This is a genomic window from Vibrio atlanticus (assembly GCF_024347315.1).
Classification (GTDB): Bacteria; Pseudomonadota; Gammaproteobacteria; order Enterobacterales; family Vibrionaceae; genus Vibrio; species Vibrio atlanticus.
Map to the genome: position 1 here is coordinate 3,138,674 of NZ_AP025460.1, position 24,700 is coordinate 3,163,373.

The 24,700-nt window shown below is 45.5% G+C and carries 19 protein-coding genes; 7 read left to right on the forward strand and 12 right to left on the reverse strand.

Annotated elements, in window-relative coordinates; genetic code table 11:
• Positions 1-33: 33 nt before the first annotated feature.
• The 4 genes from OCV30_RS14195 to pilM are packed head-to-tail and all read right to left on the reverse strand — an operon-like array spanning position 34 to position 2,784.
• The gene (locus OCV30_RS14195) at positions 34-552 is read right to left on the reverse strand and encodes a pilus assembly protein PilP (protein ID WP_065679725.1); all 519 of its coding nucleotides are present in this window, start codon (positions 550-552) and stop codon (positions 34-36) included.
• Entirely contained in the window at positions 539-1,168 is a 630-nt protein-coding gene (locus tag OCV30_RS14200) for a type IV pilus inner membrane component PilO (protein WP_012604947.1), read from the reverse strand. Before OCV30_RS14200 ends, OCV30_RS14195 begins: the two co-directional genes overlap by 14 nt.
• Positions 1,161-1,775, reverse strand: coding sequence for a PilN domain-containing protein (locus tag OCV30_RS14205; protein WP_065679726.1), 615 nt, complete (start codon positions 1,773-1,775; stop codon positions 1,161-1,163). Before OCV30_RS14205 ends, OCV30_RS14200 begins: the two co-directional genes overlap by 8 nt.
• The gene (gene pilM / locus OCV30_RS14210) at positions 1,759-2,784 is read right to left on the reverse strand and encodes a type IV pilus assembly protein PilM (protein ID WP_065679727.1); all 1,026 of its coding nucleotides are present in this window, start codon (positions 2,782-2,784) and stop codon (positions 1,759-1,761) included. Before pilM ends, OCV30_RS14205 begins: the two co-directional genes overlap by 17 nt.
• A gap of 151 nt (positions 2,785-2,935) precedes the next feature.
• Between pilM and OCV30_RS14215 the strand changes: the two genes are divergently transcribed.
• A complete protein-coding gene (locus OCV30_RS14215; protein ID WP_065679728.1) occupies positions 2,936-5,494 on the forward strand; it encodes a penicillin-binding protein 1A in 2,559 nt (852 codons plus the stop codon).
• 108 nt (positions 5,495-5,602) lie between these two features.
• On the opposite strand, the gene oxyR is transcribed toward OCV30_RS14215, so the two are convergent.
• On the reverse strand, positions 5,603-6,496 hold the full coding sequence (oxyR, locus tag OCV30_RS14220; RefSeq protein ID WP_065679729.1) for a DNA-binding transcriptional regulator OxyR: 894 nt from the start codon (positions 6,494-6,496) through the stop codon (positions 5,603-5,605).
• A gap of 221 nt (positions 6,497-6,717) precedes the next feature.
• On the opposite strand from oxyR, the gene OCV30_RS14225 reads away from it, so the two are divergent.
• Together OCV30_RS14225 and OCV30_RS14230 are read left to right on the forward strand one after the other, a co-directional pair.
• Positions 6,718-7,446, forward strand: coding sequence for a glutathione peroxidase (locus tag OCV30_RS14225; RefSeq protein ID WP_065679730.1), 729 nt, complete (start codon positions 6,718-6,720; stop codon positions 7,444-7,446).
• A 306-nt stretch (positions 7,447-7,752) separates the two neighbouring features.
• Positions 7,753-9,219 carry a dihydrolipoyl dehydrogenase gene (locus tag OCV30_RS14230; protein ID WP_065679731.1) on the forward strand — a complete coding sequence of 489 codons (1,467 nt, stop codon included), beginning with the start codon at positions 7,753-7,755 and terminating at the stop codon, positions 9,217-9,219.
• Between the two features lie 370 nt (positions 9,220-9,589).
• On the opposite strand, the gene OCV30_RS14235 is transcribed toward OCV30_RS14230, so the two are convergent.
• Positions 9,590-9,937, reverse strand: coding sequence for a RidA family protein (locus OCV30_RS14235; RefSeq protein ID WP_004729674.1), 348 nt, complete (start codon positions 9,935-9,937; stop codon positions 9,590-9,592).
• A gap of 87 nt (positions 9,938-10,024) precedes the next feature.
• On the opposite strand from OCV30_RS14235, the gene OCV30_RS14240 reads away from it, so the two are divergent.
• Positions 10,025-10,273 (forward strand): DUF3624 domain-containing protein, encoded by a 249-nt coding sequence (locus tag OCV30_RS14240; RefSeq protein WP_065679732.1) that lies wholly within the window; start codon positions 10,025-10,027, stop codon positions 10,271-10,273.
• 255 nt (positions 10,274-10,528) lie between these two features.
• Here OCV30_RS14240 and argH read toward each other — a convergent pair whose 3' ends face one another.
• From argH to argC, 4 genes are all read right to left on the reverse strand, one after another.
• Positions 10,529-12,403, reverse strand: a complete 1,875-nt coding sequence (gene argH, locus OCV30_RS14245; protein ID WP_009848895.1) for an argininosuccinate lyase — start codon at positions 12,401-12,403, stop codon at positions 10,529-10,531.
• A gap of 347 nt (positions 12,404-12,750) precedes the next feature.
• Complete coding sequence (locus tag OCV30_RS14250; RefSeq protein ID WP_009848894.1) at positions 12,751-13,962, reverse strand: argininosuccinate synthase; 1,212 nt, start codon at positions 13,960-13,962, stop codon at positions 12,751-12,753.
• 113 nt (positions 13,963-14,075) lie between these two features.
• Positions 14,076-14,864 carry an acetylglutamate kinase gene (argB, locus tag OCV30_RS14255; protein WP_065679733.1) on the reverse strand — a complete coding sequence of 263 codons (789 nt, stop codon included), beginning with the start codon at positions 14,862-14,864 and terminating at the stop codon, positions 14,076-14,078.
• A gap of 12 nt (positions 14,865-14,876) precedes the next feature.
• Positions 14,877-15,881 carry an N-acetyl-gamma-glutamyl-phosphate reductase gene (gene argC, locus OCV30_RS14260; protein WP_017099991.1) on the reverse strand — a complete coding sequence of 335 codons (1,005 nt, stop codon included), beginning with the start codon at positions 15,879-15,881 and terminating at the stop codon, positions 14,877-14,879.
• Between the two features lie 153 nt (positions 15,882-16,034).
• Between argC and argE the strand changes: the two genes are divergently transcribed.
• The 3 genes from argE to OCV30_RS14275 all read left to right on the forward strand — a co-directional run bounded on the left by argE (position 16,035) and on the right by OCV30_RS14275 (position 20,946).
• Positions 16,035-17,171, forward strand: a complete 1,137-nt coding sequence (gene argE / locus OCV30_RS14265; RefSeq protein WP_009848891.1) for an acetylornithine deacetylase — start codon at positions 16,035-16,037, stop codon at positions 17,169-17,171.
• Positions 17,172-17,422: 251 nt separating this feature from the next.
• Complete coding sequence (ppc, locus tag OCV30_RS14270; RefSeq protein ID WP_170962733.1) at positions 17,423-20,059, forward strand: phosphoenolpyruvate carboxylase; 2,637 nt, start codon at positions 17,423-17,425, stop codon at positions 20,057-20,059.
• A gap of 347 nt (positions 20,060-20,406) precedes the next feature.
• Positions 20,407-20,946 carry a PadR family transcriptional regulator gene (locus tag OCV30_RS14275; RefSeq protein ID WP_009848889.1) on the forward strand — a complete coding sequence of 180 codons (540 nt, stop codon included), beginning with the start codon at positions 20,407-20,409 and terminating at the stop codon, positions 20,944-20,946.
• 123 nt (positions 20,947-21,069) lie between these two features.
• On the opposite strand, the gene metF is transcribed toward OCV30_RS14275, so the two are convergent.
• On the reverse strand, positions 21,070-21,969 hold the full coding sequence (gene metF / locus OCV30_RS14280) for a methylenetetrahydrofolate reductase (RefSeq protein WP_009848888.1): 900 nt from the start codon (positions 21,967-21,969) through the stop codon (positions 21,070-21,072).
• Between the two features lie 318 nt (positions 21,970-22,287).
• Positions 22,288-24,699 (reverse strand): bifunctional aspartate kinase/homoserine dehydrogenase II, encoded by a 2,412-nt coding sequence (locus OCV30_RS14285; protein ID WP_065679734.1) that lies wholly within the window; start codon positions 24,697-24,699, stop codon positions 22,288-22,290.
• Position 24,700: the final 1 nt, after the last annotated feature.

Below are 24,700 nucleotides of genomic sequence, written 5' to 3' on the forward strand. Positions count from 1 at the left end.
TTACATCTCATATCCACATCATGTGACATTGGTTTACTTCAGAGCGAGCTTAACGTTGCGCTTATGCCAACAACCTAAACCATCTGGAAGGGTTTCATTAATCTGTACATACTGGCTCGTCACCTTAGTAACTCGACCATTGTTTAAGCCAATAAACTGACCTTTTTTCACATTGACCACGTTCCCTTTTGGGGTTTGTACTAACCCTGAAACGCTTGTTCCACTGCCCATTACGCCTCTTAAACGCAGCTTACTCAGCGGGTATTTTTCTAGCTTGCCATTGCGAGAGCGTGCGCTTGGCTGCCAACAATCTTTCTTCACCAAGGGTTGATTTTGAACCATGGCTTCTTTAGGAAGTTCAAAGGGAGGGCGAAAGGCGTGGCGTTGATAAGTTGCGGCTAAGAACTCCGTTTCTGGGACAAGTTTTTCTACCTCTTTTCTCGCCTTAGCTTCAACTTGCCTCACAAAATCTTCTAACGAATCCTGACTGGCTTTACAGCCTGAAAGCACAAGCAGTAACAATAGGGACAAAAGGACGCTACTGAATTTCATCATTCACCTCCGATTTAAACTGATAGGTGTAAGCTCGAACCCTGAAATGTAGCGTGCTGCTTTCTTGACTGACTCGCTGCCAATTCACATCATCGAAGCTAATAATGCGTGGCAGTTTTGCGATGGCCGCGGAGAAATCGCCAATCTCGTGGTAATCACCGGTTAGCTCAATATTGAGGGGTAACCGATAGAGGAATTCCTTGTTCTGCTTTTGACCCCAATCAATGCGCGTAAAGGTCAGCGCATTATCCAGACCAAGTTCATTCACTGAGGCCAACATACTGGCGAGCTCCTTTTGAACTGGCAACTGTTCTAACAGATAGTCGTAGCGACTGGTTAGCTCATCCAACTGACTCTGAAGCTTAGGCAAAGCCGCAACCTTGTTCGCTTTTATCCTTAACGTTGCTTTCAAAGTCTGCTCTTGCTGCTTCATCTGCTGCAGTTCATCGTCTAATGGCAGCACATACAGCCAAGTCCCGACACCTTGGATTAATATCATCAGCAACAGGATAACGAGCAGCTGAGGCAACAACGGCCATTCGGTGATCTCATCAGCATCGAGATCTTGCAAGCTCACACTATTTTGCCAGCTAATCCTACTTTGAAGGTTAGCCATGATTTGCCCCCTTCTCTTTTCTGCTCGCGGTTGCGCTCTCTGCGGTTGTGTTTTCTAAAGAAACAGGGCTAAACACAAAAGAGACCTTGAAGGTCTGAAACTCTTTATTGAAGCGCTTTCGGTTATGGATAATAGAGTGCATCTCGACCCCTTTAAGAGAATCAGAACGCTCTAGATTGTCCAACATTGTGGCGAGGCGAGCCGTACTGTCGCTGATACCTGCCATCTCAATCTCCTGACCATTCATCTTTATCTTGTCGACATACACGCCCTCAGGAATCAGCTCCGGCATTAGATTCATAAAGTCGGTGGTCTTATTACGGCCAAGCTGTAACGACTCCACGACATCAAGTCGAGTCAGAATGGCTTTGTGTTCTTGTTCTGCAACTTTTAACGATTGAATTTGTCGGTCGAGCTCGGCAATGTATTGATTAAGATAATTGAGGCGAGCTTGCTGTTTGGCTTGTTGATCTTGAAAATAGTGACCAACCGCCCATTGCCCTGTAAGTGCAATGATGACGCCAAGAATGACTAGGTGAATAAAACGCTTCTTGTGCTGAGCGCGAATCTCATCACGCCACGGCAGCAGGTTAATTTGATGCAACATGCTTCTCTCCTTGCCACTTGAGTCCACTCATCGCCATACCCGCGGCAATGCCGAAATGTTGCCAGTTCATCGGCAGTTGGTGCCGCTTCGCCACCTTGTTCTCAAATAACGATAAAGGATTGAGCGATTCACAACTCATCTGAAAATGGCGCTCTAGATCTTCAGCCACCATCGGAATACAGGCTCCTTCGCCCATCAGCCAGATCCCGGATATCGGCTCAAGTGCATTCACTGAGGAATAGAGTTGCAACTGTCGCTTAAGCTTTTCAACCAAATTGACAATAAACCGATGTGTCTCCTCTGCGTTGCCGAACACACCTTCTGTATAACTCGGACAGTCAGTGCCACGAAGATCTTGAGTACCAAAGGCGATGTCTTTATAGAAAGGTGCTGAATCCTGCGGGATAATGCCTAACGACGTTTGGTCAAGTCCCACGTCCACCAGCAACCAGTTACTTTTTTCAGGATAAAGGCGTGAAGCCAACTGCCAAATATTGAGCAGACCATGTGCTTGGGTGTCGATGACAACAGGTTTAAACCCAGCTTTATTTAAAGCATCTGCTCGACTGTCTACAACTTCCTTACGAGTCGCATATATCTGATAGCTACTTGTCGATCCTTTACCAAATCGTTTGTCTTCCAGCTTTACAAAATCTAAACTCAGATCCTCGATAGGAAAGGGAGATTGATGAGCAAAGGTTTGATAGATAGAAAACTCCTTTTCTCTGTCTTCTAAGTCACTCTCTATTTGCAGTACTTTGCTGATCACCGTGTTATCGGGTACCGAAATGGCGACGTTGCGACAGCCAAAAGGCAGTCCTTTCCTAAGTTCTTTAAGTTTCTTAACAGTTTTCTGATACTCCAAAGTATGGTTAGCTGTAAAAATGTCGTCCGAAATCGGCAGCTCTTTGTATCCCACTAGGGCATACAACTCCCCCACGGGTTTTAGTACCACGGCTTTGATGCTGTGATGATTTATATCTATACCTGTAATTAATGATGAACCCATGTGACCTAGCTCCTGAAGTGCCAAGCATTTCGTTGATTATCTAGGGGTTGTGATTATTAGTTAAATAAGCGTTAATAAACGAAAGCTAAGTTTTTAACCTAGAGTACAAGGGTTTGCTGCTTATCAGCCTTAACTAATCAGGGATTATCCGGTGAAGTTCATAAAGCGATTATTCATATTTACATTGATTTGCATGATTCTTGGAGTCAGTACAATTTTCGGGTTTTACTATTACGTAAAACCAGAGTTGCCTGATGTTGCCACTTTGCGTGACGTAGAACTCCAAACGCCAATGCAAGTCTTCAGTCAAGACGGTAAATTGATCTCTCAATTTGGTGAAAAGCGTCGTAATCCCGTGACTTATGACGAGATTCCTCGCCACTTAGTTGAGGCTTTGATTGCTACCGAAGATAGCCGCTTCTACGAGCATCCTGGTATTGACCCAATCGGTATTACTCGAGCAGCGCTCGTGGTCGCTATGTCGGGTTCAGCAAAGCAAGGGGCGAGTACCATTACTCAGCAACTTGCGCGTAACTTCTTCTTATCTAATGAGAAAAAGATCATGCGTAAGATCAAAGAGATCTTCATTGCGATCCACATTGAACAACTTCTTAGCAAAGAAGAGATCATGGAACTCTACGTAAACAAGATTTTCCTTGGTCACCGTTCTTATGGTTTTGGCGCAGCAGCGCGTGTTTATTTTGGTAAGGACCTTCCGGATCTCACCTTAAGTGAACTTGCTACACTTGCGGGTATGCCAAAAGCACCTTCGACAATGAACCCTATTTACTCTGTTGAGCGCGCGACTAACCGTCGTAACGTTGTATTGCGTCGTATGTTAGACGAGAAATACATCACTCAAGCAGAGTTTGATGAAGCTCGTAATGAGGCGTTAGTATCGAAATACCACGGTGCTGAGATTGAACTGAGCGCGCCGTATGTTGCTGAAGTAGCACGAGCTTGGATGGTGGAACGCTACGGTGAAGCCGCCTACACATCAGGCATGAAGGTCTACACCACCGTTGATTCAAAACTGCAAAAAGCAGCGAACCAAGCCGCGATTAAAAACCTCCTTGGCTACGATGAGCGTCACGGCTACCGCGGTGCTGAAAAAGTATTGTGGCAAACGGCGCAATCGGCTTGGGATCAAGAACAGATAATTAAACACCTTAAGTCTCAACCAACCTATGGTGACTTAGTCCCAGCAGTTGTAACCGCTGTTGATTCGAAAAGCGCTCAAGTTTGGGTTAAGAACCAAGGCGAAGGCACTATCGAGTGGCAAGGCATGAACTGGGCTCGTAAATTCCTAACGGATAATCGCCAAGGACCAGCACCCTCTCAAGCGAAGGAGATTTTGGCTGTTGGTGAGCAAGTTTGGGTTCGCCATGAAGCAGTAACAGGCGATGAAGTATCTGAAGAGCCTACCGAAGAAACAACAACTGAACCTGAAACACCGGTTGTATGGCGACTAAGCCAAGTACCAAATGCAAACACCGCGTTTGTTGCAATGAACCCTAACAACGGCGCAGTATTGTCGATGGTGGGTGGCTTTAACTTTGTACACAACAAATTCAACCGTGCGACCCAATCTATCCGTCAGGTTGGTTCTGGTATCAAACCATTTATTTACTCAGCAGCTATTGAGAAAGGCTTAACGTTGGCCTCACTGATCAACGATGCGCCTATCAATCAATGGGATAAGAGCCAAGGTACGGCATGGCGACCAAAGAATTCACCACCGACCTATGTGGGTCCAACTCGTTTACGTATTGGCTTAGCTCAATCTAAAAACGTAATGGCGGTACGTGTACTGCGCGAAGTGGGCTTGGATGATACTCGTAACTACCTAACTCGATTTGGTTTTGATATTGACGAAGTACCGCGCTCTGAAACCATTGCTCTGGGTGCGGGTAGCTTAACGCCAATGAAGGTAGCTCAAGGTTACTCAGTATTTGCGAATGGCGGCTACTACGTTGAACCTTTCTACATCAGCCGCATTGAAACACCATTTGGTGAGACTGAATTCCAAGCGACACCGAAAGTTGTGTGTAAAGACGATTGCCAACAGCCTATGACCTCAGATTCAATGGCTGATGAGTTTGCAGAGCAAGATGTGGATGCCCAAGTACAGTACGCACCACAAGTTATCACTGAGCAGAACGCGTTCCTTGTTCGTGAAATGATGTACAGCAATATCTGGGGCGGCGGTGACTGGAGTGCAGGCACTGGTTGGAATGGCACAGGTTGGCGTGCTCAGCCGTTGAAGCGTCGTGATATTGGCGGAAAAACCGGTACCACCAATGATTCAAAAGATACTTGGTACAGCGGCTACGGCCCTGGCATGGTTGCAACGGTATGGGTTGGCTTTGATAACCACAACCGTAATCTAGGTCGAACTAAAGCGAACTCTAATCTTGGCAAAAACCAGATTACCGGTGCAGAAGCGGGTGCTAAAACAGCGGAGCCAGCATGGGTTGATTTCATGGGCACAGCGTTAGCAGGCGTTCCTGCACAACGTAAAGAACTTCCAGAAAATATCGTTCGCGTTCGTATCGACCGTGAAACTGGCTTGCTAACCAACAAGTTCGATAGCTCATCAATGTTCGAGTACTTCGAGAAAGGCACAGAGCCAACCGAGTACATCACTGAACGTTTCAATGATGACATCTATTCAACGTCATCAGGCGAAGCGGTAGAAGAGCTGTTCTAGCTAGGGTTTGTTGAACCGAGTAAGATGAACCAATAAAAAGGGTTGATATGAATTCATATCAACCCTTTTTTATATATATCTGAACGAACTCCGCTCTAAACTCGAGTGCTAAGCCGTTTTTTCCAATTGAGTGCGAATCGTCTCCGCCAGTTGCTCAAAGCGCCCCTTTAAAGGAGAACCCGGTCGGTAGGCAACAACAATGCGACGTGAAGGTGTTGGATTCACCGCAGGCACGTAACACACACCGTCTTTCTGTTTTTCCTTCGGTACCGATAGCTGAGGAAGCAAGGTAATACCCGCCCCTGCCGCTACCATGTTACGCAGCGTTTCTAAACTGGTCGCTTTAAAGCGCTCATCATCTTTTGCACCCGCAGCAAAACAGAAGCCCAAAGCTTGGTCTCGTAAGCAGTGACCATCACCTAGCGCAAGTACGGTTTGTCCATTTAACTGCAGCATATCGACAGCGTCCTGCTGTGCCCATTCATGATCACATGGAACGGCAACGCTTAATGGTTCGTCATACACATCAATCTCTTTGAACGCCGCCGTTTCATCAACTGCAGCCAATACCAAGCAATCAAGCTTACCATCTTCAAGTTGACTCACTAGCTGATGGGTCTGCGCTTCATGCAGGTAAAGCTCAAGATCAGGAAAGCTCTCTTTAAGGTGAGGTATGATCTTAGGTAAAATATAAGGGCCAACGGTCGGAATAAAACCAATGTGCATCGGCCCCGTCATCGCTTCACCGTGTCCACTTGCCATATCCTTAAAAGTCTTTACTTCATTGAGAATACGCTTGGCTTGTTCAACAAGTTGTAACCCTGATTCTGTAAATATGACCTTCCTTGGACTACGCTCGGTTAACTGAAGTCCAATTTCATCTTCTAGTTTGCGTATTTGACCGCTTAGTGTCGGCTGACTGACAAAGCACGCTTCTGCCGCTTTTCGGAAGTGTTTATGCTCTGCGAGCGCCACCAAGTATTCAAAGTCACGAATGTTCATGATCAGTCTCTTACCTCTGGTTTAATAAGAACAAGGGGTTTCATAGAAACATTTAAAAGAAAAATGCTCTTGATAGAATTTACCTATCAAAACCATAACATCAAACGATTAGAGCTATCAAAGGATTTGTCTAATAATGGGCTCAACGAAACGAAACAGAGCAAAGAAAAACGTTAAGCTCTGATAGAACAAAATTTAAAATACTATTTAAGGAAATCAATATGTTTGCATCTAAAGAAGGTCAATCAATCCCTCAAGTAACATTCCCAACTCGCCAAGGTGATACATGGGTTAACGTAACGACGGAAGAGCTATTCAAAGACAAGACAGTTATCGTATTCAGCTTACCAGGTGCGTTTACACCAACATGTTCTTCAAGCCACCTACCTCGTTACAACGAGCTACATTCTGTATTCAAAGAAAACGGTGTTGATGACATTCTATGTGTTTCAGTAAACGACACATTCGTAATGAACGCTTGGAAAGCAGACCAAGAAGCTGAAAAAATCACATTCATCCCAGATGGTAACGGTGATTTCACAGACGGTATGGGCATGCTAGTTGAGAAAAACGACATCGGCTTCGGCAAACGTTCATGGCGCTACAGCATGCTGGTTAAAAACGGCGTGGTAGAAAAAATGTTCATCGAAGAAGACGTACCAGGCGACCCGTTCAAGGTTTCTGATGCAGATACTATGCTTAACTACATTGCTCCTGAGCACAAAGAGCAAGAGTCAATCACAGTATTCACTAAGCCAGGCTGTCCTTTCTGTATGAAAGCGAAGCAGAACCTAATCGACAAAGGTTTGAACTACGAAGAAGTAGTACTAGGTAAAGACGCGACAACAGTAAGCCTACGTGCAATCTCTGGTCGTACAACGGTTCCACAAGTATTCATCGGTGGCAAACACATCGGTGGTAGCGAAGAACTTGAAGCTTTCCTAGGTTAATGACTTACCATCGATATAAGCTTAATCGTTAAGTGAACTAAGCAATATCAGCTAACCCACCCTCTTGTGGGTTAGCTATTCCAAATACTCTTATCTGAGCTTTGGAAAGAGAATATAGCTTGTGACTCGCCCGTCTTTAACTAACCTATAGTTAGTAACAAGAAGCAGATAGCAATAAAGGCAGAGCTACAAGCTAAACCTAATAAAACAGAATCACAAAACTGACCCGCAATCCTGACTCTTAAAAAATCACCAGAGTTGGAGGGGTTCGTTCAAACTAAATTTAGCTATTGCGAGAAAATTATTATGAAACAAGTCAATGTAGATGTAGCAGTTATCGGGGGCGGTACGGCAGGTTTAGGTTCTTACCGCGCTGCAAAAGCACACACTGACAGTGTTGTGATGATTGAAGGCGGCCCTTACGGTACAACCTGTGCTCGTGTTGGTTGTATGCCATCTAAACTGCTTATTGCAGCGGCTGAAAGTGTACACCAAATTGAGAAAGCTCCGGCTTTTGGCGTTCACCCACAAGGTGATATCGTGATTAACGGCCGTGAAGTGATGGACCGAGTGAAGTTTGAACGTGACCGTTTTGTTGGTTTTGTTTTAGAAGGCGTTGATGAAATCCCAGAGCAAGACAAGATCTCTGGCTACGCAAAGTTTTTAGACGACAACACGTTACAAATCGATGACCACACGGTTGTGACGGCTAAGCGTATTGTTATCGCAACAGGTTCTCGCCCTGCCTACCCTGCAGTTTGGAATGAACTTGGCGACCGTCTAATCATTAATGATGACGTATTCAGCTGGGATGATTTACCAGAATCAGTGGCAGTATTTGGCCCGGGCGTTATTGGCCTAGAGCTTGGTCAGTCACTGCACCGCTTGGGTGTAAAAACAAAACTGTTCGGTTTAGGTGGTCAAGTAGGCCCGGTAACCGACCCAGAGATCATGGCTTACGCAGACAAAGCCTTCAATGAAGAATTCTACCTTGATGCCGACGTAAAAATCGAAAGCATGAAACGTATTACTACTGACTCGGGTGAAGATCGCGTCGAGATCCAGTTCATCAATAAAGAAGGTGAACTAGAAACTAACGTCGTTGAATATGTACTTGCAGCAACAGGTCGTCGTCCAAACACTGATAAGCTTGGCCTAGAGAATACCTCTCTAGAACTTGATGAACGTGGTGTTCCTATCGCAGACCACTACACACTACAAACATCGCTACCATCAGTATTTATTGCCGGTGACGCAAGTAACCAACTGCCTCTACTACATGAAGCAGCAGACCAAGCACGTATTGCGGGTGATAACGCAGGTCGCTTCCCAGAGATTCGTGCAGGCCTACGCCGTTCTAAAATCTCAGCGGTATTCTCTGACCCACAAATCGCGATGGTGGGTGAAACTTACAAAGAGATCACCACACGCTTAGGCACATGTGGTTGTTTCGCAACAGGTGAAGTGTCTTTCGAGAACCAAGGTCGTTCACGAGTGATGCTGCGCAACAAAGGTATTCTGCACGTATACGGCGAGCAAGGTACAGGCCGCTTCCTTGGTGCTGAAATGATGGGACCAAACGCAGAACACTTGGCTCACCTATTAGCTTGGGCACACCAAAACAAGATGACGGTTTCTGAAATGCTGGATATGCCGTTCTACCACCCAGTGATTGAAGAAGGTGTGCGAACAGCGCTACGTGACCTCAATGCGAAACTGCACCTAGGTCCAGAGATGGTGAAACACTGTCTAGATTGTGGTCCTGGTTGTTAATCTCAGGCTATCGTTAGTCAGTTAACAAACGCTAGATACTAAAAAGGAAAGCCAGTGGCTTTCCTTTTTGTTTTGGCTTCGAGCAAATAACAGATTCCCGACCACGCTCCTTCGTCGCTACCGGGAATGACGACGCTGTGTGATACACAGTTAAGTCGAAGCCAAACCCGTCATTCCAGAACTGAGGGACGAAGTATCTGGAATCTCAGCCCACAAACGGAGATTCCCGACCACGCTCCTTCGTCGCTACCGGGAATGACGACGCTGTGTGATACACAATTAAATCGAAGCCAAACTCGTCATTCCAGAACCGAGGAACGAGGTATCTGGAATCTCTTAATGCCATTGCTTGTATCTAAAGACTTAACAATTACTTCTCAGCAGCAATCACAGAGATCTCAACCAGTAGCGCTTCACGAGCCATGTCGCCAGTCACACATGCGCGAGCTGGAGCGTGACCTTCAGGAACCCATGCATCCCATACTGCGTTCATTTCTTGGAAGTCTTTCATATCTTTCAAGTAAATCGTTGCTGACAGCATATGCTCTTTATCGCTGCCCGCTTGCTCAAGTAGGGCTTCCACTTTATCTAGCATCGTTTGTGTTTGTTCTGTGATGTCTTTAGTTGCATCAGCACACACTTGGCCACATAGGTAGATAGTGCCGTTGTGTTTAACAATACGGCTCATGCGTTGTTTGGTTTCTTGGCGCTCAATCATCGACTTTCTCTCTCTGTGTCACCGTGATCCAATATCTTGTGACGTGTTATTATCAGGGCAACAAGCATAACGCGAATCAAACCTAAGATGACATGCATTCATTGCAATAAAAGTGAAAAAATCCGTAACAAACTCGGCCGCTGCCAACGTTGTATGAACCAACTGATGGTGTTGTCGATTTTAAGTTGGGGAGCGTGGTGGTTCTTTTTCAAAGAAGACCCAAAAACCATCAATGCCATCGCCTTGATGATGGCCGCTTTCGCGTTCAGTGGGTTGTTGTGGTTGCATTGGATAATGAAATTTTTCGTGCTGCCTTTAAGGAACAAAAAGCGTTAGCTGGAAATCTTTACTGGATAAAGAGTAGTGATTAGATACAGAGCTAAATAATCCGATAATTCGTCATAATTATCGAGCCATCATCATTTCCCAAACAGCAGATAGAAAAAAGCCCCAGAACCAATCGGTTCTAGGGCTTTCTTAGAAAATTCTAAGAAAAAGCAGTGGTACTTTAATAGACCGGACTTTTCTTAGTTTGTTCCCAAAAAAGATCAGATTTTTGATCTTTTTTTTAGGCGCCATAAAATCAATGCCTTATGCAACATTTACCTTTGCGATGATCTGTTCAACCAAGTTCACTTCCAACGCCACTTCATCACATGCATGTTGGCGAGGACACTGATCACAATCTTTCAGTACCTTCTCAGGCAACAGAGATTTTGATGTCGGTAAAAAGTCATGCTTCATAAAGAACTCTGGGGTACGAGTCAGCACAAACACCTTCTTGATCGCCATTTGTCGCGCTTTATCAACCAAGTGCTGCACAATCGCGGTGCCCTGCCCTTGGCCTTGCCAACCAGCTTCAACACCTAACGAACGAATTTCCGCTAAACCAGAATCATACACATAGAGTGATGCACAACCTGTCACCTCACCATGATGCTCTGCGACGGCAAACGAACCAATATCACGCACCAGTTCATTACGAGAACGAGGCAGGTTTTCACCCATATTCGCCCAGTAGGCCACCATGCCTTCCAACGCTTCAATATCGGTCAGACGAGCAGAACGAACCTTAACGATAGAAGTATCACGCTGTGATAAACGCTTCTCTGCTTGGTCAACCGCGTAAGCCACTTGTTGTGGTGATACACCACCTAGCGCACTACGTTTTTCAAGACACGATTCAATAGTCAGGATGTCATACACATCCTCTTCAATCACCTCAGAGAACTCTTTCATCTCTGCGATGGTTAACTCTTCTAATGCACAGCCTTTAGCAATCGCCGCGACGACTGTTACACCAACAATATGGTGAGCTTCACGGAAAGGAATGCCTTTCGCTACTAAGTAATCAGCCAATTCTGTTGAGTTCGCGTAGCCTTGTTTTGCTGCTTCAAGCGTACGTTCGCCGTTCACTTTAATACCGTCAAAACAGAGTGCTGCCATTTCCATACAATCATTCCAAGTATCTAAAGCGTCGAACAGACCTTCTTTATCTTCTTGCATGTCTTTGTTGTACGCCAAAGGCAGAGCTTTCACTGTCATCATCATTGCGGCTAATGAACCGTATACACGGCCAGTTTTGCCACGTATAAGCTCTAGCGCATCTGGATTTTTCTTTTGTGGCATCAGAGATGAACCTGACGTCACTGTATCGGCTAACTCGATGAAGTTTGATTCACCCGAGTTGTAGAAAATCATATCTTCTGCAAGACGTGAAAGGTGAAGCATTGAGATAGATGCAATCGACATCAGCTCCATCACATGGTCACGGTCAGAAACTGAATCTAGAGAGTTACGCGTTGCACGATGGAAACCTAAGTTGTGAGCTAACTCTTCACGGTCCATCGGGTAAGCGGTTCCTGCAAGGGCACCAGAACCCAGCGGACATGTATCTAGACGCTTAATCGCATCATTCAAACGAGAATAATCACGCTCAAGCATTTCAACGTAAGCCAAGCACCAGTGAGCAAAAGTTACCGGCTGAGCACGTTGAAGGTGAGTATAACCAGGAAGCACGGTTTCTTGATGCTGAGAAGCAACGTTCACCATTTGGCTTTGCAGGCGATCAAGCGCTAGCAGCAGTTGATTACCTTGCTGACGACACCATAGTTTAAGGTCTGTCGCCACTTGGTCATTACGAGAACGGCCAGTGTGAAGTTTTTTGCCCAAGTCACCGACTTTGCCGATAAGTTGTTGCTCGACCCAGCTGTGAATATCTTCTGCATCAGAACGTAGAATCTGTTCAGGGTCTTCCATCACCTCAAGTTTTAGCTCATTCAACGCTAACTCAAGCTTCTGTTGCTCTTCTTCGGTTAATACGTTGACCGACAGTAGAGCTTTAGACCAGGCAATTGAGCCCACAATGTCTTGCTCAGCCAATCGGTAATCAAAACGAAGAGAATCGTTAAAATCTTTAAACCGGGTGTCTGCTGCTTGGGTAAATCTACCGCCCCATAATGCCATTGTGTATCTCCTAATTGCACAGTGCTCACTGTTTTTGCAAATGATAATTCTGATTAAAATTCAGTATTTTTCTGATGGTTTAAACTTACGGCAATTCAAAATGAAAATAAAGTATTGATTCATTATTTTAACATATTTATTCACCAGTAATTTAATCCACTATTTATTTTCAGCGTGATTCGCGAATTATATGCCATTCAATGATAAAAACCGAAGCTGATTTATTAGACTAATAGATAGAAAAAAGCCCATTCACTAATCAATAGTGGATGGGCTTTGCATAATAATGTCTATTTGCTAGCCTTCCGTTATTCGTAAAAGGCTAGCTCACTAACTCATTGTTCGGATTACTTTTGGCTATTCAGAGCACGGATACGGCTTGATAGCGAGTAAAGACGGATAAAGCCTTCAGCGTGGCTTTGGTCGTAAACTTCATCTTCACCAAAGGTTGCAAATTCTTCTGAGTACAGGCTGTTGTCAGAACGCTTCTGAGTCACCGTTGCATGGCCTTTGTAAAGCTTGATAACCACTTCACCATTTACGTCTTGTGCTAGTTCATCTGTTGCTGCAAGAATTGACTTACATAGCGGAGTGAACCAACGGCCATCGTATACAAGGTGAGAAGCTTTAACACCTAGCTCTTCACGGAATTCGAATGCCGCTTTATCAAGAACCAGCTGCTCTACTGCACGTAGTGCTTCCATCATGATTGTGCCACCTGGAGTTTCGTAACAACCACGAGACTTCATGCCAACAAGACGGTTTTCTACGATATCGATACGACCAACACCGTGCTTCGCCCCCTTCTCATTTAGGTAAACCAGTGCGTTGTATGGCGTCATTGTTTCGCCATCAACCGCTACCACTTCACCTTTTTCAACTTTAAGCGTCACAGTTTCAGATTCATTTGGCGCTTGCTCTGGGTCTACAGTCCAAGCCCAGCAATCTTCATCCGGTGCGTTCCATGTATTTTCTAGCACGCCGCCCTCTGTAGATATATGCCATGCGTTTGCATCACGCGAGTAGATCTTAGTAAGAGAAGCCGTACAAGGGATGTTACGTTCAGCTAAGTAATCTAGACACTCTTCACGGCTCACTAGATCCCATTCACGCCATGGTGCAATTACGTGTAAGTCTGGTGCGAGGGCAGCAAATGCGCCTTCAAAACGAACTTGGTCGTTACCCTTACCTGTACAGCCGTGACACAGTGCGTCTGCACCGACTTTACGTGCAACCTCAACCTGAGCTTTCGCGATAATTGGACGAGCCATTGAAGTACCTAGTAGGTATTTACCTTCGTAGTAAGCGCCCGTTTTTAGCGTTGGGTAGATGTAATCTGCCACCATCTCTTCTTTAAGGTCAGCGATGTAACACTCAGATGCACCAGAAGCTTTTGCTTTCTCTTCGATACCAATCAGCTCTTCATCGCCTTGGCCTACATCTGCAACAAATGCGATAACTTCGCAATCATAGTTCTCTTTCAACCATGGAATAATTACTGATGTGTCTAGACCGCCAGAGTAGGCTACTACAACTTTCTTTACGTTAACTTTGCTCATTTTCTTTCTCCTAGTTTCCATACTGCACATGGCGGTCAGCGTTGGAAATGACTTCATTATTATGTGTTAAATTTATTTGTCTAAATTCTTTAAGTAGTGACTCGTGGTGAGGTCTACTGAGGTAAAAACTGCGTTCCTATGCTTTTACCTGAAAACAGTTGTGTTAGCTTTTCTGGGTATCGCCAAGTGGCAACTTCGATTGGTCGTCCAAGGTCGTTAGCGGCTTCTAGTGCGGCTTGAACCTTAACGATCATGCCATCGGTAATCACTTTGCCTGTAATAAGGTCATCAGCTTGTTGTTGATTAAGGCTTGGAATCAGGTGACCTTTGCCATCCAACACACCACTTACATCAGAAAGCAGTACCAGTTCAGCATCAAGCGCGCCTGCAACGGCAACCGCAGCTTGGTCGGCATTCACATTCATCAGTTGGCCTTGCTCAGTCAGACCAATTGAGCTAATAATTGGCAGTGCGCCCGCATTAAGAATCGCTTGCAGAACGGTTGAGTCGCCCGGCTCCGCTTTTCCTACCGCGCCCAGTTCAGGGTTCAGTTCGCTCACTTTGCATAAACCACCATCTGCAAGGCTCAAACCAACGGCATTGATACCGTCTTTAATTGCCTGACCTTGAAGTAGTTTGTTGGCCGTGCCCGCTAGCGCGCCAGCGATAACAGGGATCTGATCATAAGGAGTAAGACGTAGCCCCTCTTTCTTAACGGTTTCGAGGTTCAACTTATTCATCAAATCATCAACAAGGTAACCGCCGCCGTGAACAATCACGATTGGTCGCTGTGCCTGTTGTTGGTAAGCTGAAATCGCACCAAATAACTTGCTAAGTGTTTCACCACAAGATAGCGCAGCGCCACCTAACTTTATGATTAATGGTTGATTATTAAGGCTCATATCTAGATTTCCTTACACTAACGCAGTTAATGGCGCAAAACCATAACGTAAATTTAAACACTGCATCGCTTGGCTAGATGCACCCTTTAATAAGTTATCAATCGCCGAAACAACGATGATGTGCTGACCTTGTACCTTCCAGCCTAAATCGCAGAAAGGTGTCTGTTCTACATCTTGAATTCTTGGCAATGTCTCTTCGAGCAATCTCACAGCTGGCTTACCTTGATAAGCTTGCTCGAAGGCATCTTGTATCTGTTGTTCTGTCACACCGTCAGCCAGTTTCATGGTAATGGTCGCTAAAATGCCACGCTTAAAGTTGCCGAGGTGCGGGGTGAAAATCACATCACATCCTAAATGTGCGGCCATTTCAGGTTGATGACGGTGATTGAAGACGCCATAAGCTTGCAGGCTTACTTCGCAGAAGCTGTTAACCATGGTCGCCTTGCGGCCTGCACCAGTCACACCGCTAGTTGCATTAATCACTGGCCATTGGTTCTCATCAAGTAACTTGGCTTCAACCAAAGGCTTAATCGCCAGTTGTGATGCCGTTGGGTAACAACCCGCTACCGCAACAAGCTGAGCTTCTTTGATTTCTTGTTCGTTCCATTCCGCTAAACCGTAAGCCGCTTTGTCTAGCCATTGTTCGTGTTGATGTTCAAAACCGTAAAACTCTTGATAGAAGTTTTCACCTTTAACTCTGAATGCACCCGATAGGTCGAAAACTTGGCAATCGTTCTCTAGAAAAATGGGCGCTAGGTCGTGACTGACTTCGTGTGCCGTTGCTAGAAAAATCACATCAGACTGTTTAGCCACTTCTTCCGGATTTGTTAAAGGTTGTACTGGCATATCAATCAGGCCAGCTAACTTACCGTGCAGTGCAGCGATAGGTTTGCCCGCATCTACACTATTGGCTGAGACATATAAACCTGATAGCGTGAGCTCAGGGTGTCTGTTTATCATTAGAGCCAGTTCTGCTCCTGTATAGCCGCTTGCACCAATGATCGTGGTTTTCAACATCTCAACACATCCATTCTTGAGGTAAGTTACATTTCAAATTTGACTATTCATACTTAATTTTTAGCTATATTTGATTTCTTATGCATTAAATATGATTTAATATGTGTTTTACCGACTTATGGTTTTCCTGTCAATAGTAGAAGTGAAGATATTATGCAATTACCGAGTTTCCTTGAGGTCTATAAAGGCCTAATTTCCACCGACTCCATTAGCTCAACAGATCCAAGCTGGGATCATGGCAACGAGAAAGTGATCGAAAAAATGGCTCAATGGTTTAAAGACGTAGGCTTTAGCGTTGAGGTCGTGGAAGTCGAACCCGGCAAGCATAATATGGTCGCAAAGATGGGTTCTGGCGAAGGGGGCTTATTGCTTGCAGGACACAGCGACACCGTGCCATTCGATGAAGGACGTTGGAACTTCGACCCTCACGCATTGACAGAACACAACAACCGCTTCTACGGATTAGGCACCGCCGATATGAAAGGCTTTTTTGCCTTCGTTTATGAAGCTGCTAAGAAAATGGATTGGAGCAAGCAAACCAAGCCGCTTTATGTTTTAGCTACGTGTGACGAAGAAACCACTATGCTAGGTGCACGTCATTTCACTGAAAATGCGCCGTTTAAACCGGACTACTGCATTATTGGTGAGCCGACCAGCCTAGTGCCTATTCGCGGTCATAAAGGTCACGTCGCTAATGCTGTGCGAGTAACGGGTAAATCAGGTCACTCTTCTGATCCTGCATTAGGCGTTAACGCCATCGAGATCATGCATGAAGTGCTGTTTGCTTTAATGCAGCTGCGTGACAAGTTAGTCAAAGAGTACCATCACCCGGGTTTCGCGATTCCAAGCCCTACTCTAAATCTTGGGCATATTCACGGAGGAGATAGCGCTAACCGAATCTGTGGTTGTTGTGAATTACACTACGACGTTCGTCCTTTACCGGGCATCAGCTTAGATGGTTTGGATAACATGCTACGCAGCGCGCTCAAGGAAGTAGAAGCAAAATGGCCGGGCAGGATTGAGATTACTCCCCTGCATGAGCCGATTCCGGGTTACGAATGTCAGCACGATCATCCATTTATCGGTGGCATGGAATCAGTGTGTGAAACCGAATCTCAAACTGTGAACTATTGTACTGAAGCACCTTTCCTTCAGGAGTTATGTCCAACCTTAGTGTTAGGCCCAGGCTCAATCGACCAAGCTCACCAACCGGATGAGTTCTTAAGCTTCGATTTTATTGACCCTACAATTGATGTTCTGAGTAAATCGATCCGTAAATATTGTTTCTAGTTATTACTTTCCTTCCGATATTTTCGTATAAAAGCCACCCGAAAAGGTGGCTTTTATTCTGTTATCCCTGACACAGCCCGATCTTGTAATTAAATTTCACTTTTTCCCTAAGTTTTGAAAAATTTACTTCTCCCGCATTTTTAAACCTAATAATTGCAAACTTAGAATGCTTTATTTGACTAGATACAGCACTTTTCGCTAGATTGTGTACTTAACAAGGAACAATGGATGTAATTTTTTTACGAGGCAGGATGACAATGAACGAGAAATACGCCGCTCTCAAGAGTAACGTAAGCATGCTGGGACGCTTGCTAGGTAACACAATCCAAGATGCACATGGTGACGTTATCTTAGAGAAAGTGGAGACTATCCGTAAACTTTCCAAATCCGCCCGCGCAGGCAACAAAGCTGACCGTGACAGCCTAGTTGAAGAAATCAAAAACCTGCCGAACGAACAACTCACTCCTGTTGCTCGTGCATTTAACCAATTTCTCAACCTCACCAACATGGCAGAGCAATACCATACGATCTCTCGCCACTGTGAGGAGCATGTTTGTGAACCAGATGTGCTGCAATCTCTATTTTCCAAATTAAATCAGAATGACATCAGCAAGCTAGACGCAGCTCAAGCCGTTCGCGACCTGAACATTGAACTCGTTCTGACTGCACACCCAACAGAAATCACTCGTCGCACCATGATCAACAAGCTGGTAAAGATCAACGAGTGTCTGTCTAAATTAGAATTAAGCGACCTATCACACAAAGAGCGTGTGAAAACCGAACGCCGCCTAGAGCAACTTATTGCTCAAGGTTGGCACTCTGATGTGATTCGTCAGCAACGTCCGACTCCACTTGATGAAGCTAAGTGGGGCTTTGCAGTTGTCGAAAACTCACTTTGGGAAGCTGTGCCTGATTTCCTACGTGAAATGGATGGTCGATTAAAAGGTTACCTTGGTGAAGGCCTGCCAATTGATGCGCGCCCTGTTCATTTCTCATCTTGGATGGGTGGTGACCGCGATGGTAACCCATTCGTAACGCACACCATCACCAAAGAAGTACTGCGTCTGTCTCGCTGGAAAGCCGCAGATCTATACCTAGGTGACGTGAACGAGTTGATTACCGAACTGTCGATGACCAAGTGTAATGATGCCGTTCGTGAATTGGCTGGCGATGAGCACGAAGCTTACCGTGCAATCCTGAAGAGCCTACGTACTCTGCTCAACAACACGCTAGAAGTGCTTGATGCAAAACTGCACGACGCAGAAGTGCCGAAGAAAGAAACTCTACAGAACATAGACCAACTTTGGACACCACTTTACGCATGTTACCAATCACTGCACGAATGTGGCATGGGCGTCATCGCGGACGGTTCTCTACTTGATACCCTGCGCCGCCTAAAAGCATTCGGCGTGCATTTGGTTCGTCTCGATGTTCGTCAAGAAAGTACTCGTCACTCAGATGTGCTATCTGAATTGACTCGCTACCTAGGCATTGGTGATTACGACCAATGGAGCGAGCAAGATAAGGTTGCTTTCTTAACCAATGAATTAAGCTCAAAGCGCCCACTGTTACCACGCGACTGGGAACCATCTGAGCAGGTCAAAGAGGTTTTAGACACCTGTAAGGTCGTTGCTGCTCAACCTCGAGAAGCCTTTGGTGCTTACGTGATCTCTATGGCTCGTACTGCGTCGGATGTATTGGCTGTACATTTGCTTCTACAAGAATGTGGTTGCCCGTACCGCATGGACGTATGTCCATTGTTCGAAACGCTAGACGACTTGAACAACTCAGAAGCCGTAATGAAACAGCTAATGAGCATCGATTTATACCGTGGCTTTATCCAGAACCACCAAATGGTGATGATCGGATATTCTGACTCAGCTAAAGATGCCGGTGTAATGTCTGCAGGCTGGGCGCAATACGATGCAATGGACAAGCTAGTTAAGGCTTGTGAAGAAGAAGGCATTGAATTAACTCTATTCCACGGTCGTGGTGGTACGGTTGGTCGTGGTGGTGCGCCAGCGCACGCAGCTCTTCTTTCTCAGCCACCTAAAAGCTTGAAAGGCGGCTTACGTGTAACTGAACAAGGCGAAATGATCCGCTTTAAACTTGGCTTGCCAGATGTTGCAGTTAATAGCTTCAACCTATACGCAAGTGCGATTCTAGAAGCGAACCTTCTGCCACCACCAGAGCCAAAACAAGAATGGCGCGACCTAATGGAAGTGCTGTCTGAAGTATCTTGCGAAGCTTACCGCAACGTCGTTCGTGGTGAAGAGAAGTTTGTTCCTTACTTCCGCCAAGCGACGCCAGAGCTAGAGTTAGGCAAGTTACCTCTAGGTTCTCGTCCTGCGAAACGTAACCCGAACGGCGGCGTAGAAAGCCTACGTGCGATCCCATGGATCTTCTCATGGAGCCAAAACCGTTTGGTACTTCCTGCATGGTTAGGCGCTGGTGAAGCGATTCAATACTCTGTCGATCAAGGCCATCAAGCGCTACTTGAAGAGATGTGTCGTGAATGGCCATTCTTCTCGACTCGTCTAGGTATGTTGGAAATGGTGTACTCGAAGTGCAACATGGAAATCGCTAAGTACTACGACCAGCGACTTGTTGACGAAGAGCTATTACCTCTGGGTGAGTTACTGCGTGAACAGCTGCAAAAAGACATCAAAGCGGTGCTGAATGTAGAAAATAACGAGAACTTGATGCAAAGCGACCCTTGGGGACTTGAGTCAATTCGTCTACGTAACATCTATGTTGAGCCACTAAACATGCTTCAAGCGGAACTGCTTTACCGTACTCGTAAGTGTGAAACACCACCAGCAGAGCTAGAAGAAGCGCTAATGGTGACGATTGCAGGTATTGCAGCAGGTATGCGAAACACTGGTTAATTAGTGATTTCATCTACAAAAGAAACAAAAGGTCGCCATTGGCGGCCTTTTTATTTTACCAAATGACCACTAGTGAGTATTTTGTCAGTTTTTTGGGTTATTTTGTCCATGTATTCTACTTTATGCTTATTATTTAGATATACTACTGCTCCGCTGCAGAAACACTCCAAAATAATAATCTGCGGCACTCGACCAATAAACTGGTCAACCTAGGTGATAAACGGCTTTGTAAGGTGACATAACCAACGATTGAGTTGGTGCTACTTGAACATAACCAATATAACGTGCCATAGAAGCACACTTGTTGTTCAAGTATTTGTTTACTGTTTACCATTTGGATTTCAGACATGTCATTACCACACGTAATTTTAACCGTTTTAAGTACACGCGATGCTACTGGTTACGATATCACAAAAGAATTCTCCGCAAGCATTGGTTACTTCTGGAAAGCGAGCCACCAACAAGTTTACCGCGAGCTAAATAAAATGGCTCAGAACGACCAGGTAACTTGCGTACTTGAGCCTCAAGAAGGCAAACCTGATCGTAAAGTTTACTCTATCACCGATGCTGGCCGTGGCGCGCTAGGTGAATGGTTTGAACAACCAACTGCACACCCAACAGTTCGTGACGAGTTCTCAGCTAAGTTAATCGCTTGTGCTGTACAACCTTCTGATGCGTACCGTGTACAACTTGCTGAACTAGTAGAAGAGTCTCGCAAACTGGTTTCTCACTACAAAGAAATCGAAGCGGCTTACTACGCAACGCCATCTACACTAGACAAGCAAGCACGCCTAGAGCGTCTAACGCTTCGTCGTAACCTACTGATCCGTGAAGCATGGATTGTATGGGCTGACGAAGTACTGCTTGAACTTGGCGCTCTTGCTTAATTTAAGCTAGAAAAGCAAAAGGCTTGAACTCTTAGAGTCCAAGCCTTTTTTGTATCTATAGGATTTGAAATGCTACTACCAGAAGCTTTTACAAGCGCTTGGGCTTTACTTCCTAGACTTTACTTAAAGCGCAGCAACCTGTGGGCGAACACCTAGCGTATGGCAAAGTGCATAAGTCATTTCTGCACGGTTTAGCGTGTAAAAGTGGAAATCTTTCACACCTTCACGGCTTAGCGTTCGAACCATATCGATCGCTTGGCTAGCACCGACTAACTGACGAGTTGTTGGATCATCATCCAAGCCTTCGAACTGCTTCGCCATCCAACCTGGTACTTTTACGTTATTCATCGCAGCAAAACGAGACGCTTGCTTGAAGTTAGAAACCGGCAAGATACCCGGTACAATCTCTACGTCAACGCCAGCCGCCACACAACGGTCACGAAAACGTAAGTAGCTTTCGACATCGAAGAAGAACTGAGTGATTGCACGGTTTGCACCCGCATCCACTTTACGCTTTAGGTTAATAAGATCAGATTGAGCGCTTTTTGCTTCAGGGTGAACCTCAGGGAATGCCGCTACTGATATATCAAAGTCGTGACGAGATTTAAGCAGCTCGACTAAATCAGACGCATACATATCTGGCGCACCACCGCCTGCTGGAATATCACCGCGCAACGCAACAATACTTTCAATACCATTTGCCCAGTAATCGTCGGCAATTTGAATCAGCTCTTCGCGGCTAGCATCAATACAAGTTAAGTGTGGTGCAGCAACTAAGCCTGTTTGGTTCTTAATTTCTTTAATGATTGAGTGGGTACGATCACGCTCACCCGAGTTTGCACCATAGGTTACTGATACAAATTTAGGTTGAAGTGTTTTAAGACGGTGAACAGAATTCCACAGGGTCTCTTCCATCTTCTCACTGCTTGGTGGGAAAAATTCAAATGACACATTGATGTTGTCAGAAAGCTCTGCAATATTCTGATTTAAAGCGTCGATATGACTTGCGTGTGTGTATCCCATCTTACTCTCCCTGTGGCAAAAGCAACCACTAAATAATCTCAAATCCCTAGCGACGTTTAGACGTCTATATGTCTCCAGAATGAATTGAATACGATTTAATGTCAACAGATCCATTATGAATTTTTTTCAAGTAGATAGTGAGAAAAGCTCAAGCCGATAGGTGGGTCGCAAAGAAGAAATAATGTAGAAAAAAGACTGAAAACACATCGTGCTTTCAGCCTTATTTATCTTAGTGGATAGTATGCTATTTACGCATTTAAACAATTAATCTGAGTATTAAAGCAATTGATCTGACTATTAAGCCAACCGCTCTAAATATTAAAACAGGCTAGACATTCTGTTTAAATCAGACTGAATTGCACCAGCTGTCACTTCACGACCAGCACCTGGACCACGAATAACCAATGGATTATCTTTGTACCATTTGCTCTCAATCGCAAAGATGTTGTCGCAAGGCAGTAAGTTCGCCAGAGCGTGTTCTTTAGATAACGCTTCAACGCCTACCGTTGCCTTACCATTCTTCTCTAAACGCGCTACGTAACGAAGGACCTTCTGTTGAGACTGCGCTTTCTCTAAACGCTCGGCCAACTCTTCACTCAGTACAGAAGCTTTATCAAAGAAGTCATCCACTGACAGATCTTGTAATTCTTCAGGTACCAATGATTCTACTTTGACGTTTTCAGGCTCAATATCTAAACCCGATTCACGCGCCAGAATCACTAGCTTACGCATCACGTCAGAGCCATCGAGGTCAGCACGAGGATCCGGTTCCGTCAGGCCTTGTTGCCACGCTAAATCAACCAACTCGCTGAACGGCACAGTGCCATCAAACTGTTGGAATAACCAAGATAGAGTGCCCGAGAAGATACCTGACAGAGCAATAATATCGTCACCGCTTTCGCGCAGGTCACGTACCGTGTGGTTAATCGGTAAGCCAGCACCCACTGTCGCATTGTACAGCCAATGACGGCTGATCTTAGCGAAAGCATCTTGTACCTGATGGTAATACTCGCTTGATGCAGAACCTGCCACCTTGTTAGCCGAGATCAGGTGAATACCTTGTTGTGCGACTTGCAGGTATTTTGCAGCAAGCACCGGGCTTGCCGTAACATCTAACACAACCGCTTCATCGTAGCCCTGAATAGAACCCAAACGCTCTAGCCAGTCGTTGCCGTTATTGGCAATCGCTTCATCATCAAAACGCTTGCTCACAGAAGTCGCATCAATGCCTTGATCATCGAACCAATAAGTTTGGCTATCAACCACCGCAACCAATTCAAAGTTCATTCCACGACGCTTTTCAAGTTCCGCTTTTTGCTCAGCAAACAGGCTTAACCAACTTGAACCAATATTGCCCTTGCCACATAAAGCAATCGCAACACGCTTCTGCGCTTGGAACAGTTGAGAGTGAATGCCTTTCACTAGGCTTGATGTTTCACTCTTACGAATCACAGCCACTAAGCTCAAGCCAGAGTTTGCTTCTGAGATAAACTCAACCGGTGAGCTCTTGAGTTGTTGGTAGAATCCATAACAATGGTTCGGGTTCTTAGTCACACCAGCACCCACCGCCGCAATCAGAGAGAAGCCTTCTTTAAGCTTAATTTCCGCTTCAATCGCGTGATCTTGTAGATATTCTAAAGCGCCACCAGCGATCTCTTCTGTATAAGCAAGGCGCAAACAGTGCTGATCGGGTTCAAGCTCATAAGCAAGCGGCTCAAGTTGAGCTCGCTTAAGACCTTCAAGAACTTCACTTTCTAAGCGGTCAAAATCATGGCCATGACCAAAGGTCAGCTGAACGATCAGAACTTCATCCAGAGAGGTAATGATTTTTGCGCCACGACCCGATGCCAGTACACGCTCTATCTGTGTAGAGCCCGCCTCCGGCTGGTAGCTGCAGCGCAAGCTGAGATCCATAGCACTTTGAGCCACAGGCTGTAGCGTTCGGCTATGGAGCACTGGAGCCGCCAGACGAGCGAGTTCACTCGCTTCATCAAGGCGAAGCAGAGGCAGTAAACACGCATCCGAAACCAAACGAGGGTCAGCGCTGTATACGCCCGCCACGTCACTCCAAATCGTCACACGTTCAACTTCAGCCAAGGCGCCAATCACAGTTGCTGAGTAATCCGAGCCGTTACGACCTAGCAGTACCGTTTCGCCTTCGCAGTTCTGAGCCATAAAGCCCGTAATCACCACTCGGCAATGCGTATGCTGAGCCAAAACTTCTTTAATCAGAGGATAAGCACGCGCGCGATCCACTTCGGGTTGAGCACCCGCTTCTGCACGTAAAAAGGCACGCGCATCTTGAGCAACTGCTTGTAAGTCATGTTGGCACAACAGAGCGGCTAACAAACGTGAAGACCAAACCTCACCGTGTCCTAACACCTGTGCTTTTTGCGATTCGCTTAGAGGAGCAGTTAGCTCACCCAAAGCAGTAAATTCTTGTTGAATAGTGGCCGTTAGCTGAGCCGCAGACTCACCTTCAAGCAGCGCTTCAATCAGCTCAAGTTGGAACTGACGAAGGGTTTGTAGACATTCGTGAGCAATACGGCCATCTTTGTCGAGCGCTTCAACAAACTCAATCAAGCGGTTAGTTGTTTTACCCGCAGCCGAAACAACCACTAAATCAGTTGCTGATGAGTATTCTCTAAGAATGTTGACCACTCGTTGGTAACATTCAGGGTTCGCTAAGCTGCTGCCACCAAATTTATGTAGCTGGCGAAAGGTTGTCATT

Coding starts and splice junctions, on each gene's coding strand:
- OCV30_RS14195 (WP_065679725.1), bottom strand. CDS start 552: ATGAAATTCAGTAGCGTCCTTTTGTCCCTATTGTTACTGCTTGTGCTT.
- OCV30_RS14200 (WP_012604947.1), bottom strand. CDS start 1,168: ATGGCTAACCTTCAAAGTAGGATTAGCTGGCAAAATAGTGTGAGCTTG.
- OCV30_RS14205 (WP_065679726.1), bottom strand. CDS start 1,775: ATGTTGCATCAAATTAACCTGCTGCCGTGGCGTGATGAGATTCGCGCT.
- pilM (WP_065679727.1), bottom strand. CDS start 2,784: ATGGGTTCATCATTAATTACAGGTATAGATATAAATCATCACAGCATC.
- oxyR (WP_065679729.1), bottom strand. CDS start 6,496: ATGAACATTCGTGACTTTGAATACTTGGTGGCGCTCGCAGAGCATAAA.
- OCV30_RS14225 (WP_065679730.1), top strand. CDS start 6,718: ATGTTTGCATCTAAAGAAGGTCAATCAATCCCTCAAGTAACATTCCCA.
- OCV30_RS14230 (WP_065679731.1), top strand. CDS start 7,753: ATGAAACAAGTCAATGTAGATGTAGCAGTTATCGGGGGCGGTACGGCA.
- OCV30_RS14235 (WP_004729674.1), bottom strand. CDS start 9,937: ATGATTGAGCGCCAAGAAACCAAACAACGCATGAGCCGTATTGTTAAA.
- OCV30_RS14240 (WP_065679732.1), top strand. CDS start 10,025: ATGACATGCATTCATTGCAATAAAAGTGAAAAAATCCGTAACAAACTC.
- argH (WP_009848895.1), bottom strand. CDS start 12,403: ATGGCATTATGGGGCGGTAGATTTACCCAAGCAGCAGACACCCGGTTT.
- OCV30_RS14250 (WP_009848894.1), bottom strand. CDS start 13,962: ATGAGCAAAGTTAACGTAAAGAAAGTTGTAGTAGCCTACTCTGGCGGT.
- argB (WP_065679733.1), bottom strand. CDS start 14,864: ATGAGCCTTAATAATCAACCATTAATCATAAAGTTAGGTGGCGCTGCG.
- argC (WP_017099991.1), bottom strand. CDS start 15,881: ATGTTGAAAACCACGATCATTGGTGCAAGCGGCTATACAGGAGCAGAA.
- argE (WP_009848891.1), top strand. CDS start 16,035: ATGCAATTACCGAGTTTCCTTGAGGTCTATAAAGGCCTAATTTCCACC.
- ppc (WP_170962733.1), top strand. CDS start 17,423: ATGACAATGAACGAGAAATACGCCGCTCTCAAGAGTAACGTAAGCATG.
- OCV30_RS14275 (WP_009848889.1), top strand. CDS start 20,407: ATGTCATTACCACACGTAATTTTAACCGTTTTAAGTACACGCGATGCT.
- metF (WP_009848888.1), bottom strand. CDS start 21,969: ATGGGATACACACACGCAAGTCATATCGACGCTTTAAATCAGAATATT.
- OCV30_RS14285 (WP_065679734.1), bottom strand. CDS start 24,699: ATGACAACCTTTCGCCAGCTACATAAATTTGGTGGCAGCAGCTTAGCG.